The following is a 13,913-nucleotide window of genomic DNA, read 5'->3' on the forward strand; positions in this document are numbered from 1 at the left end:
AAAATAACGTTTTGGGTTTTATTCTAAAATGTTATTTCTACTTATGTCCTCTTACCTTGGTCTCAAAGTATTATTTATAGTTAAATTAACATAAGTTAAATTGAGGTATTTTGGCTCATCTAGATTTCTGTATCTTAATTTGTATCTTGCTATTTCTGTCCTTGATTCTACTTAATATGCATATATTAAATTATTTACATATTGGGCGTGGGTTGTTGTATGCTTTTCTTTTCAGCTTTGTATGTCTATTGTTTTTAGTCGCATCTTTTGTTTGATCAAATGTTAATGTGTGTTGTACAACATCTGCTAAAAGGTATGATTTTTAGAGGAATGTATGAACATATGATGAATTTTATTTTATCTTTGTGACAGGATTTGTTGACATATATTAGAATATGGTCAATGAAATACACAGTGTTTTTTAATATTTTAACTAAACTCAAACATCTATGAGAAATGCATTTTCATCTTTGGTGAGGAGAAAAAGTATTCATTCTAAGTGTCTTATAGCCATGCTGGCTGTAGGTAGCTGTAGTGTTGCTGCATCTCCAAGTATCTATGCGAAATCGGAAATGGGCGTTTATGAAGACATGCAGCAACAGACCAAAACTGTTGTTGGTACAGTGTCTGATGAAATCGGAGAGCCTCTTTATGGGGTAAGCGTCAGAGTGAAAGGTACTACTGTTGGTACTATCACTGATCTTGACGGTAAATTTACATTGCAAGTACCAGCTGGTAATTCGGTGCTGCAATTTTCTTACATTAGCTACTTGTCTCAAGAGGTTAATGTTGCTAATCAAACCAATGTAACTATTGTTCTTAAGGAAGATAGTCAAATGTTGGATGATATCGTAGTAGTAGGATACGGTGTTCAACGTAAGTCGGATGTTGTAGGATCTATTGGTGTGGCTACGGGTGAGCAATTGTTGCAACTTCCTGCTAATAATGCATTAGAGGGGCTGAAAGGTCGTGTCGCAGGGGTAGCTATTTTTAATACAACAGGTAATCCACTTGGTGATAATGGTCCTCGTGTATTGATTCGTGGTGTAAACTCTATTAACACAGACACAAGTCCTTTGTATGTAGTTGATGGGGTTCAAATGGCCGATATTCAATTCTTAAATCCAAATGATATTGAGCGTATGGAGGTGCTGAAAGATGCATCTGCTACAGCTATTTATGGTGCCCGTGGTGCTAATGGGGTTATCCTTGTTACTACTAAAAGAGGTACAACCGGTAAAAAAGGAACAGTTGTTTCATATGCGGGTTGGTTGACAGTTTCTACTTTGTTTAAAGAGATTGATGTCTTGAATTCGGCAGAGTTTATGGAGGTTCAACGTATTGGTAGACAAAATATACCGTATTTTGATTCATCAAAAACAGCTCAAGTTCCAGATACATCTAATAAAGATCTTTTCGATTCTAATGGTAATCCTTTGTATGATACTAACTGGCAAAGAGAGGCTACACGCGATGCGTTTTCTCATAGCCATCAGGTAAATATTCAAAGTCAAGGCGATAAGTCATCTCTAGGAGCATTCTTCAATTTTACAGATCAACAAGGTCAGTTGATTAATAACTATGCGAAACGATTGAATGCTAAATTGACTTACGATACAGACGTGAACAAATGGTTGTCATTTAATACTAACTTAATGATTAACCACGTTTGGGGTAACTCAGTTGAAGACTTCGGTGGTGGACAAGATGCTCGTCGTACGATGCTTGAAATGCCTCCTATTTTCCCTGTGAAGTACCCTGACGGAACATATTCTAACAGTAGCGGTACTAATCTTGGACTGGAAGCTATGCCAAGCCCTGTTCATGAGTTGACAGAAGTAAAAAGAAATCGCTATAAAACTAAGATTTTTGGTAACTTAGCAGCTACTTTCCATATTCTTCCGGGTTTAGACCTAAGAACTCAAATAGGGGTTGATGCGAATTTCAGACAATTTAAATTATACCAAGGAACTGATTTGATTAACATGTCGGCAGGTTCAAGCGGTAGAGCTTTCATTAATAGAGAAGACCATCTTTTCTGGCAAGAAGAAACCTATTTGACTTATATAAAAACTATTAATAAGGTTCATCGTATTAATGGTACTTTAGGTATGGCTTGGTCTCAAAATACTACAGATTCAAATAATAGTGGAGATGTTAGATACTTCCCGGATGATTTCTTCGGATATAACAATTTAGGAGCTGGTACTCAACCTTCTGGACCTACATCAGGGTGGAACAGATGGTCGATGCATTCTTACTTCGCTCGTGGTAGTTATGCTTTCAAAGATCGTTACTTAGCAACAGCTACAGTGCGTGTCGATGGTTCTTCCCGATTTGGAGGAAACAATAAGTATGCAACATTCCCTTCTTTGGGACTAGGTTGGATCATTACCGAAGAAGACTTTATGAAAGAAGCATCGTGGATATCTAATTTGAAACTACGTGCAAGTTATGGTTCTACTGGTAATACCGAAATAGAAACTTATAGATCTCAAGCACCTTTAATTTCCAGTACCCTTTTATTAGGCGGAGTTAGAAGCCCTTATAACTACTTGGAGCGTTTTCCTAATCCGGATTTGAAATGGGAGAGAACTAACCAATTTGATGTCGGAGTAGATTTCGGTTTGTTTAATAATAGAATTAATGTAGAAGCATCATATTATTACAAACAAACTAAAGATTTGTTGCTAGAGCGTCCGATCCCTTATACTACAGGTTATGGTGTTGTTTGGGATAATATTGGTCAGGTTGACAATCAAGGTATTGATTTGATGATTAATAGTACTAATATTGAGTCTAAAGATTTTCGTTGGGAAACAACATTCAATATGAACTACAATAAGAATGAAATTAAGAAATTAGGTGCAAATAATGAAGATATTTTCATGGGACCGGATTTCCTTAGTGGTAATATTATTCTTCGCGTAGGTGAATCGTTAGGTACATTCTGGGGATACGAGCGTCTAGGTACATATAGCTCTGAAGAAGGTGCTGCCGAAGCTGCAAGAGCAGCTGCAAATGGTGAGTCTCCTTCATTCGTAGCAGGTGAAGCGAAACGTTCTGCAGATAAGAAAATATTAGGTAAAGGTATGCCGGAAATAACAGGTAGCCTTATAAACCATTTCTATTATAAGAATTTTGACTTAACAGTTGATCTTCAATTTGTATCAGGAGCTGATGTTAGACAAAATTTCTTCCATTCACTTGAAGATAGAACTGGTCTTACTAATACTTTGAGTACAACTCTATATGACGCTTGGACTGAAACTAATCAAAATACAATGATTCAGAGAATTCGCCATGCCGCAGTTTCCGGACAAAGCTCGCAAAGTGACTCTCATTGGGTGGCTGACGGTTCATATATCAGAGGTAACTTAATTCAATTAGGTTATACTGTTAGCCCGGGTGCATTGAAGAAAACAGGATTATCTTCTCTACGTATCAATGCAAGTGTGAAAAATGCATTCGTAATCTGTTCTAGCGATTTCAAAGGATATGATCCGGAAGCAACTTCTTATGGAGATAAGTTTGGACAAAATACATTTTTCTTCCAATACCCTACATCTAGAGTATATTCATTGGGTGTAAATCTTAGTTTCTAAAAAATAAAAGGAATATATTATGAGAAAATTTTTATATACAGTCATTGCGCTAGCAATTTTAGGATTTAGCTCCTGTAATGACTTCTTAGAAGAAGAAATGAGATCACAGAAGGATGGTACTAAACCGTTCACCTCTGCGGCCGATGGTCGTGCTGCTGTGAATGCTCTATACAGACAAGGTTTCTCCGGCTTTTGGGGTGCTGGTTCATATACAGCGTCGAGAGCTATGTATGACGGATATTTATCAGGATTGTATGAGAATGTATCATACGCAGGTATGAATACTTTTATTACAAATGCCTTGAACCTAGAAGTTGATTCTAATGTAAATGATGGTGATCTGACTAGTTACTGGTCGCCTCTATATGTGGAGATTTCCAGAAGAGCAAATTATGCGATCAAAAATCTTCCAACATGTCCGGGATTGACAGATGCTGAACGTTCCAGATTATTAGCTGAGGCTAAATTCTTTAGAGGATTGAACTATTTCTTTTTGGTTAAACGTTTTGGACCAGTTCCTTTAATCGATGTTCAATACACATCTTTGGCTGATGACAATTTCTACCCTAATCGCTCTTCGGAAAGAAAAATCTATGATTTTATTATTAAAGATTTGACGGAAGCGCTTAATGATGGAGGTTTGGCTAATACAGCATTTCCGCTTAATGGTATGAGAGTGTCTAAAGGTACTGTTTTGGCTCTTCTTGCAGATGTGTCTTTGAATATGGGGGGATATCCACTACAAGATAAATCTATGTATGCGAAGGCGGCAGAATATGCTGATCAGCTAATAAAAGATCCTGCTTATGCTCTAATTGAAAGCACAGATAAAGGGGAAAATAGTGTGTATAATATTCTTAGAACTTCAGATGTTCAAAGCGAATATCTATATCAAATAGAGTTTGATGGTGATATTTCTGATGCGGGACCTTATAGTGCGTGGTGTTTTCCTGCTGAGACTCATAAAGTATTTGGCCTTAAATATGATATTGTAAATGACTGTTTAACTCCGGTTCCAACTTTCTTGAATGTATATGATAAGACAGATGACTTGCGTTATCAAGATGGTCAATATTTCCATACTGAGTTTAAAAACCGTTTGACGGGAAAAGTTATTCCGTTGTCAGAAGGCCGTGTTAAAAAATATCCATTCTTCTTTTTTGAAGAAACTGCGGCTGTTGTAAATACTAAAAATACTAAAGACAGAGTTGTATATAGATTAGCAGAAATGTATTTGATTTATGCGGAAGCTAACACGTTAGCTACAGGTAATGTATCTGCTTTGGCTATTAGCCGCTTGGCAGCAATACAAGCTCGTGCATCTATATCTAAAAGTCAATCTGATATAGAGGCTCAATTAGCAACATTATCTCCGGATGCTTTTGTAAAAGAAGTTTGGAAAGAAAGAATGCGTGAGTTGATATTTGAAAATAAGACTTGGATGGATGTTACTCGTACTAGAAAATATCCTTTGCTTGATGCTAGTGCTACTGCTGCTACATTCCAGTTTGTGGATGTAATTGGAGCTAGAAATGGTAGAGGAAGAACATTCACCGAGAAAGATCTTTTGTTACCGTATCCTAACTCTGAAATACAAAGAAATCCTAATCTAATGGCTGAACCATTAAATTAATATTCTTTATTTCTATAAATGAAAGAGGAGCTTTAAGCTCCTCTTTTTTTGTAGCTACTATATTCGTTATTTTATATCTTTTTGCACATTGATTAAATAATAATATATTTGTGTACACTTATCCCTTAGAAACACAACAATGAGGAAATTAATTATAATCCTACTCTTATCTTGCATATCCTTTATTTCTTATGCGCAAGAATCAGATTTTTATAGACGACTGGCTGCCGCAGCTATAGAGCTCACCAGAGATAAAGTAACTTATGATCCGGCTTATTATAGTATCCCCTATCCGAATGGTGATGTACCTGCTAGTAAAGGTGTTTGTACAGATGTGGTTATTCGTGCTTATCGAAAATTTGGAATTGATTTGCAACAAAAAGTGCATGAGGATATGAAAGCTAATTTCAGTAAATACCCTACAAGATGGAGTATGAAAAAGACTGATCGGAATATTGATCACAGACGGGTGTTGAATCAGCAAATGTATTTTTCACGCTTTGGAATTGTACTGCCAATATCAGATAAAGGAAGCGACTATAAGCCGGGTGATATTGTAGCATGGGATTTAGGTGGTGGTATTACGCACATTGGTATAGTCACAGATCGTCAGTCTAAGGATGGCCTACGTCCTCTTATTGTTCATAATATTGGTCGGGGACAGGTACTTGAAGATATGATATTTAATTTTAAGATTACAGGTCATTACCAATATAAATAAAAGAGATTATTTAACTTTAGGCATTGTCGTTTATCAGTTAGAGTATTCCAATTAATTTCGTAAGATTATGTATAGATATTTGAAGTGCATTATTCCAACAATTACTATTGTCATTATTTTTCTATTTATGGCTTGTGGGGAAACTAAAAAGCCTTTTGATAAAGAGAAAGGTGTCGATTTTACCGAAACTGATAATCTTCAATATCTGGATAGTATGATAATGGAATATATAAATCCGGATATGGAGGTGATTGAGATTGACTTTAGAGCAGCTGATACAGATGATGATACTTTTTCGATCGGAAAGGGTAAAGCTATTGTTTTTTACGTAGACCCTCAAAACAATAAAAAGAGAAAAGCTATCATCATTGATTTAAAGGATGGTACATCTAAAGAAGATACAACGTATAATGCGACAGAGAATTCAAAAAAATACAAAGGTCATAAGATTGCAGTAATGAATTGTTGTTCAATGATTGCCAACAATATAAATAAGGCTATGGAGATATTGGATGCAGATGATATTTCTGTTGATGGTATAGGAACATATACTATTACTCTGCACAATAAGCCAAACAAAGTAAAACATAAATTTTCGCTAAAGAAGCGTACGGGATCTGTAGATAGACGCGTTTACTACGACGAATATCGTTTCGAAGCAGATGGAAAAGGGAAGGTTAAGAAGCTAAAATAAATTATTTCAGCCTTGTTTTTGTTTCTTTGAATGAATTTCCTTAATGACTTTTCGGGTTGTTTTCGTTCTGCCAATTCCGGCTTTTGCCATTTCATTGATTCCTTGAGAATTATCAGGATCCAGACTTAGTGCTTTCATATAGTCTTCAACGGCATTGTCATATTCACGAAGTAATTCATAAGCAAATGCCCGTTTTGTGTACGCACCGGCGAAACAAGAATCTATATTTATCGCCTTTGTATAATCATTAATTGCGTTTTTGTATTCACCTATATTTGTATAAGTATTTCCTCTGTTACAATAGGCTACAACGTCCATAGAATCTATCTGTATTGCCTGATTGTAATCGGCAATGGCACTCTGATCGTTACTCAATTCGACGTATGCATTTCCTCTATTTATGTACACATCGACAATGTAAGAAGGATTTAATTTTATAGCCTTAGTGTAATTGTCAATAGCTAAGTCATATTTTTGTAAATCTTCGTAAATGATTCCGCAATTATAATAAGCGTCAGTATAATTTCCATTAATATTTATCGCCTTGTTATAATCAATCAATGCTAAACTATCGTTTCCAATGCCTTGATATGCTACACCACGATTAAAATATCCGCTGGCTTCTGTCGAATCCAATTCAATATTTATATTGCAGTATTCGATCGCTTTATCGTAGTTCTCAATATTGCAATACTCATTACTGATAAATGAATAGCATTCTTTAAGCAGAATGGTCTTCTTTCGAGGGGTAATGAGAGCTTCATCCATATTTATTTGCTCTATAATCCCTTCAAAATTTAGTATTCTATCATTTGGATTCTTCAGGCTGTCAAGAGTAACAAGCATTTGATGGCGGAAAGCAGCAATATGTTTGTCCTGTTCGAGATCTTTATCGAATAGTTTACAAGAATTACCGGCTATCATTATAAATGAGAGGCAAAGCATCGGTATTATTTTCTTTATATATCTTCTTGAGTTGCTAGTGAGCATTTTTTAAAAGAATTAAGTTTGTTCCTATTGCAAAGATATATAAAAAGCTTTATATACTATGCGCTGTATCTATTTCATATTAAAGCAAAAATATCTACCTATCTCAGGCAGATATTTTTTCATAGTAGTGTTTATGTATTCGAGAAAGCATTTATATTAGCTCCCCTATATATAAAACGAAAGAAAGGTTAACTTGTTACATATTCACGAGAAAAATTTATTTGCATATTCGCTTATTCACAAAAAAGAGCCTGCATAATTGCAGGCTCAACATAGTGGGTGAGAATATTTTATTTTTGGAATACCTCGATTAATGATGCAGATATAATTTTATTCGCATCAATATTTAATTCTTTGGCAACAACATTTTTCAGGTCTAGTGAGATGTAAATAGTTTTAGTCCCTTTATCCTGTATAATTGCAGTCTGTTTATTGTTCACGTTATCGTTCAATTCAAAAACATTATTAACAGTGAGTTTATAAGTTCCATTTATTGGCTCATTGCCATTCGAAGAGAAAATGTAGGTTCCATTATCAGCGAATTTATAAGTAGACCCTTTGCTATTGTCGTTATAACTGCTAATGAAGTTTTCAATCTGTTTTCCTAAATCGGCATTATCTCCTACATTTACGTTTGGTTGAGTACTTTTGTACGTCCACACACCCACAATATCAGTAGATATTGGAATTTTGGGGTCATCTTCGTTGTCGCATGAAATAAGTGTAAAACTAGTAATAAAGACTAAAATGAAAAGTCTGCTCAGTAATTTTGTATTCATAAAGTGATTTGTTTTGTATTTTGCGGTTGCAAAGATAGAAATAAGATGTAAGTAATAAAAGTTCAATTTGTTATTAATATAAAAATTAATCGGATAGCAACCTATTTGGCTACTATCCGACGAATAAGAAAGAACTTATTTATTATCAATAGAAAATTCGATACATTTTAGATGTAATTAGAAACTGGATCAATCGAAATCCCAGTCCCAATCAAAATTTTGGCGCCATCCCCAGTTATTTATACAGCCATTGCGATGAAATCGATCTGAATTAAACCTGTAATAGTCTCTTAGAGGTTGTTCCACAATAATAGTTTTATTAGCAGGGGTTTTAATTTTGATCGAAATTATCTCCCTATCCCATGGATTGTCATTATCATACCACTTAGGGCTAATGATGAATAAAGAGTCTTTACTTGTGTAGTCTAGGCGCAAGTTATTCGCTCTTTGCTGTGCATCATCATAAGTTCTGCTAAAAGCCTTTTTATCTACTTCTACCGTGCAAGACGTTAATAAAGAGTCTTGCTCGATTTGTACTCTGGGTAGAATAAATACAGCTCTATCTCTACCTTTAAGCCTATTAAAATACAGGTTAGGTGTATTCGGTTGCTGGGTAGCATTTTTATATTCATCGGCTATTCTAATATATATGGTATCAGAGTTCGTAGCCAGAGGAATATTCTCTAGAGAGGAAGCTTCATATCTGTAATTCTTTGCCCAAGAGATGCCCTTATTTCCTATATAAAATGCAGCACCGAACCAGAAGCACAATCCTACAATGAAGCTAACCAGTGTTGTACGTGTAAATCTAGATCGACGTAATCCTTTTACAAACAGGTTGAAGAGGCCGACAAGAGGGAGAATAAATAGCAATACCATGGCGATTCTAAAATCGATAGTATTCATACCTATCAGTGCTAAATAATTTCGCACATTAAATATTTCCGTATCGAAATATAGCCATAAGAGTGTTCCCGAAATGGCGATAAGTCCTATAATTGTTATTACGGCAGCAAATCCAAAAATAAAATTGAAAAATACCCTTATAAAGTCAGTAAAAATACTTCCTCGGTATTTCTTGTTTGTAGCAAATAATTCGCGATCTTCTATATTCTCTATCGAGGGATTAGTTCCTGTCATAGATACCTTTTGCTCAAAAGTTTTAGCTTTAGGTATTATTATTGTGAAAATAATGTATGCCAATACAACTGTAGCGGCGGCTTTGAACGAGAATATGTTTAGTATTAATATTATACCAATCAATGCTATGCGTATTGCAGCCGGATCTACTCTGAGATAATGTCCTAATCCGCTACATATTCCGCTTATAATACGGTGGTCGGAATCACGATATAATTTTTTCTTGAAGATATCGAAAGTACCTGTCTCCTCCGCTTTTGAATGATTGCTATTATCGTTTGTTGCGGCTTCTTCATCTCCAAAATCTTTCGGATTGCCCATTATCTTTATTGTCTCTTGGGCATCTTCTAGTGTAACGGCAACATCAGTATTATTGATGCGCATGATTAATAGTTCGCTCAGACGCGCCTCTATATCGGCAACAATTTCTTCAGCTTCCGGATTTTTATCAAAATGCTTTCTGAGAGCTTCCAGATACGTTTTCAAAATATGATAAGCATCCTCTTCGATACTGAAAGCTAAGCCGCCGATGCTTACTTTTATAGTTGGTTTCATATACTTGTTTTTATTTGTTTCTGATATTGTCTATTACCTTCACAAGATCTATCCAAACATTGTCGAGTTCATTCAACACGGCACGTCCTTTTTCAGTTATAGCGTAATACTTACGGGGAGGTCCTTGGGTTGATTCTTCCCAGCGATAGCTTAATAAACCCTGATTCTTTTGTCGGGTAAGCAAGGGATATAGCGTTCCTTCTACTACGATCATTTCCGAATCTTTCAGTTCGCTGATAATTGCCGATACATAGGCATCTTCTTTCGAGAGTATACTTAAAATGCAATACTCAAGAATACCTTTGCGCATTTGCGCTTTTATATTGTCTACATTAATTGTTTCCATGAGTATTTGTTTTATTTGTGTTCGTATGTATATCTTCTAATATTCTCGGCTGTGGGGGCGAAACCTCTCATAGCTAATTTTTGAGGAACAGTATTTGCTATAGGAGCTACTATCCATATCACAATATAAGTTATTAGTGCGGCTCCATATAGGAAGAAGATCGCTACAAATAATATTCTTATAATTGTTACATCAACGTCAAAGTAAGCTGCTAGTCCTGTACATACACCAGCAATCATTTTTTCATCGGGATTTCGATAAAGACGTTTTTCTCCTTTTTGATAACCTTCGTTATCCGCCTTGTACCTTGTGCCCGATGTGCTTGTTTTGGCTTCTTCATCAAACTCAGTTTCTATCACACCCAAATGATCTATTACTGTTTCTACAAGTTTCATATTTACTACCTGATTAGAATACTTCATCTCATTCTGAAATATTTCGGCAACACGTGCTTCTACATCTTCCATCACCTCACGCGCTTCGTCAGCATCGGGAATCGTTGCCTCAAAGCGTTTCAAATAATCTTTCAAACGAAAATATGCATCATCTTCTACTGTAAAGTTGATGCCTCCTATACTGACTTCTATTACTTTTTTCATAATATTTCATATTATAATTTTATGCACAGTTATTTGTTATGCAAATATATGTAATAATATTAGTACTATGCAATACATGGTAGCCTCGTTTTATTTATACTGATTTGTTATATCGCTGTTTAATAGTTGATTATGCATAATGTGGTTTTGGTTAATTAACTTTAATTAACTGATTTGACTCTTTTATTTGTTGATTTCTTATTATTAAGGGCAAGATTTTAGGAGGTAGAAGTGTCGTATCTAGAAATAAAAAGGCCGTACTTCTAATATTTCCATCAAAAGTCCGCCTTTTTTTACTTATATTTTATTATCTATTCTTTCTCGTGGAGTTTTTCTTGCGCGTAATTTAAAGCTTTTTCAATATCACTTTTCAAATCTGTTAAGTCTTCTGTGTCTATCTCTAATACAGTTTTGTAATCTATAATGGCTTTTTCGTAATCATTAAGTTCCATATAGGTATTTGCTCTATTGAAATAGGCAATAGGAGACTCTTCCAGCTCAATAGCATAACCGAAATCTATAATGGCTTTTTGATGCTGCCCCATTTTGTCGTATACCAATCCTCTATTATTGTAGGTGCTTGCGTATGATGAATCTATGCTGATAGCTTCGGTCAGATCTTTTAGAGCCTTCTCATACTGTCCCCGATTGCTATATAACGATCCCCGGTTGTAGTAACTCATCATATTTTCGGGTTCCAGAGCTATTATTTCGGTGCAGGTTTCTATTACTTTTTCTTCTTCGTTCATCGTGAAATATACCGCAGCCATGTGTTGATATACTTTCGATAAGAGGCTGTCACGCCATGCTGTAGTTTTCTTGTACGTTTCGTCAGCCTTTATTCGCTCGATGGTTTGCTCCAATGCTTTTATTTTATCTTTAGGATTGCCTAACTTATCGATCATAGCTTTTACATCGCGCGAAAATCCGGTAGCAGTCTGTTCGGCCTGTTTTTTCTTTTTTGCAACATACATAAACATACCTATCATTGCCAGCATTAAGATGGCGAATAAAATAATTATTCCGGTAGTTCCCATGCTGTCTACGACATTACACGATGTGAATAGGAGGGGAAATAGAAGTATATAAAGTTGTTTCATACTCATTTATCAGTTTAGAACAAAAGTATTAAAATTACTCATTCATAATATTGATTGTTCTGTATTTTTCAAACCCATTTTTAAATTTTAATCATTACCCGTGATCAATGAATATGAAGTAATTATCATACAATATGATGATTGAGTGTGTTTATTGATTTATAAAGAAGAAGCGACTTAAAAGTAAATTTCGAGTCGCTTCTTCTTTTATGAGTTTTGTCAGTTATCGTCTTTCATTATACACTCCAAATTCGGCAATGGTAGGTGCAGCCTTAGAACCATCTATCGAGATGCGAACTTTATTACCCCATACACGATCGAAGCGATGGATTTTGATTATGTCAGATTTAGTACCTGAGAATAAAAGCTTCCACTGGTCATTCGATAAATATTCTAAGCGATATGTTTGAATATCGTTCTTTAGATTCTTTTCAACAAAAGTTATCATGTTTATTGGCTGTTCATTACCTAAATCAACTTCCCACCACGGTTTCTTGATTTGTGGATTTGATTCCCATCCCGATCTGAAATTATCATCGTTGGCAAAATCCATTAGTTGCATATCCGAGCTCCAGCTTGAATTCGATGGTTTGAATTTTGCAATATTAGACGAAATAATGGGTGCTTCGGCTACAGGAAGCTTATTTGTTAAAGGACCTTCGTTTTTCCATAGTTTACCTATTTGGCGGAAAGCTGCCACAGCGTTATCGTCGATTAGTCCGTCGCGATTAGGTGCTGCATTCAATATGAAATTACAGAATACTTTATTGAATGGAATGATATTATCATTTACTAAGAATGCAGGATCTTTTACCGGTGCAGTAGGGAAGCTTTCTTTCCAGAACCAGTTTTCGTTGATAGGTAAGCAAGACAGAGCCGGTAGCTTATTGCTTTCTTTCGATATATGTTGTCCTGCACCTTGTTCATACGATTTGATATCGGTATAAAACAAAGCCTCGGTAGGATACTTTGCTGCATTCAGGTCCATAATCAAACAATTAGGCTGTAATGATTTTACCAGATAGTAAATATCTTCGAATGGTATTTCATCATAAGAAATTCGTGACCATGGAGCATCCCATCCATCTATAACTAACGCCTTAATTTCACCATAATTAGTTAAGAGCTCTGTCAATTGAGCTTTCACCATATCTATATGTTTAGGTGTTATATGTCCCGGGCGTAATTTGTGATGTGTATCTAAAATGGAATAGTAGAGCATTACATTCAAACCTTCGGCTTGGAATGCATCTACATACTCTTTCACAACATCGCGTTTGAAGGGACTACTCATAACACTATAATCAGTAGTTTTGGTATCCCAGATACAGAAGCCACTGTGATGCTTTGTGGTGAGGCAGCCGTACGACATATTAGCTTCTTTTGCTGTTTTTGCCCACTGACCGCAATCTAGTTTTATCGGATTGAAAATCTCAGGCGAAGCATCAGGATCAGCCCAATCATCAGCCATATATGTCGGAATATTGAAATGAATAAACATTCCAAAGCGTAGGTCTACAAAATCTTGCTGTAATTGCAATAATGATTTTTGCTGTGAAGATACTGATAAGGAAAACCCTAATAATATAATAAGGGTTAGTAAAAAGGTTTTTTTCATGCTTTACTTCTTAAGGTTAATGCGTCAAATAATTATAATACTAAGATAGATATAATTCTTATTTTATGAAAGGATGAGCAATGAGTTTTACCCGTGAAATATACAAAAAGAGGGTGTGTCACAAGTAATTTCT

11 protein-coding genes are annotated in these 13,913 nt (G+C 35.4%); 4 read left to right on the forward strand and 7 right to left on the reverse strand.

Features of this window, described 5'->3' with window-relative positions; all coding sequences use genetic code 11:
* The first annotated feature begins 449 nt into the window (after positions 1–449).
* From G7Y56_RS02135 to G7Y56_RS02150, 4 genes are all read left to right on the forward strand, one after another.
* Positions 450–3,605 carry a TonB-dependent receptor gene (locus G7Y56_RS02135; RefSeq protein WP_165040639.1) on the forward strand — a complete coding sequence of 1,052 codons (3,156 nt, stop codon included), beginning with the start codon at positions 450–452 and terminating at the stop codon, positions 3,603–3,605.
* A 19-nt stretch (positions 3,606–3,624) separates the two neighbouring features.
* The gene (locus G7Y56_RS02140; RefSeq protein ID WP_165040641.1) at positions 3,625–5,238 is read left to right on the forward strand and encodes a RagB/SusD family nutrient uptake outer membrane protein; all 1,614 of its coding nucleotides are present in this window, start codon (positions 3,625–3,627) and stop codon (positions 5,236–5,238) included.
* Between the two features lie 139 nt (positions 5,239–5,377).
* The gene (locus G7Y56_RS02145; RefSeq protein ID WP_165040643.1) at positions 5,378–5,959 is read left to right on the forward strand and encodes a DUF1287 domain-containing protein; all 582 of its coding nucleotides are present in this window, start codon (positions 5,378–5,380) and stop codon (positions 5,957–5,959) included.
* A 127-nt stretch (positions 5,960–6,086) separates the two neighbouring features.
* Positions 6,087–6,653 (forward strand): hypothetical protein, encoded by a 567-nt coding sequence (locus G7Y56_RS02150; RefSeq protein ID WP_165020674.1) that lies wholly within the window; start codon positions 6,087–6,089, stop codon positions 6,651–6,653.
* 6 nt (positions 6,654–6,659) lie between these two features.
* Here G7Y56_RS02150 and G7Y56_RS02155 read toward each other — a convergent pair whose 3' ends face one another.
* From G7Y56_RS02155 to G7Y56_RS02185, 7 genes are all read right to left on the reverse strand, one after another.
* Positions 6,660–7,643, reverse strand: coding sequence for a tetratricopeptide repeat protein (locus G7Y56_RS02155; RefSeq protein WP_165040644.1), 984 nt, complete (start codon positions 7,641–7,643; stop codon positions 6,660–6,662).
* Between the two features lie 290 nt (positions 7,644–7,933).
* Positions 7,934–8,422, reverse strand: coding sequence for a hypothetical protein (locus G7Y56_RS02160; protein ID WP_165040645.1), 489 nt, complete (start codon positions 8,420–8,422; stop codon positions 7,934–7,936).
* 189 nt (positions 8,423–8,611) lie between these two features.
* Positions 8,612–10,117: a PspC domain-containing protein gene (locus G7Y56_RS02165; RefSeq protein ID WP_165040646.1), complete on the reverse strand. Its 1,506-nt coding sequence runs from the start codon at positions 10,115–10,117 to the stop codon at positions 8,612–8,614.
* Positions 10,118–10,127: 10 nt separating this feature from the next.
* Positions 10,128–10,463, reverse strand: a complete 336-nt coding sequence (locus G7Y56_RS02170) for a PadR family transcriptional regulator (RefSeq protein ID WP_165020678.1) — start codon at positions 10,461–10,463, stop codon at positions 10,128–10,130.
* An 11-nt stretch (positions 10,464–10,474) separates the two neighbouring features.
* Positions 10,475–11,062: a PspC domain-containing protein gene (locus G7Y56_RS02175; protein ID WP_165040647.1), complete on the reverse strand. Its 588-nt coding sequence runs from the start codon at positions 11,060–11,062 to the stop codon at positions 10,475–10,477.
* Between the two features lie 311 nt (positions 11,063–11,373).
* Positions 11,374–12,162, reverse strand: a complete 789-nt coding sequence (locus tag G7Y56_RS02180) for a tetratricopeptide repeat protein (RefSeq protein ID WP_165040662.1) — start codon at positions 12,160–12,162, stop codon at positions 11,374–11,376.
* Between the two features lie 223 nt (positions 12,163–12,385).
* Complete coding sequence (locus G7Y56_RS02185) at positions 12,386–13,780, reverse strand: alpha-L-fucosidase (protein WP_165040664.1); 1,395 nt, start codon at positions 13,778–13,780, stop codon at positions 12,386–12,388.
* Between the last annotated feature and the right edge of the window lie 133 nt (positions 13,781–13,913).

Origin of the sequence: Dysgonomonas sp. ZJ709 (assembly GCF_011039195.1) — a bacterium.
Lineage (GTDB): Bacteria > Bacteroidota > Bacteroidia > Bacteroidales > Dysgonomonadaceae > Dysgonomonas.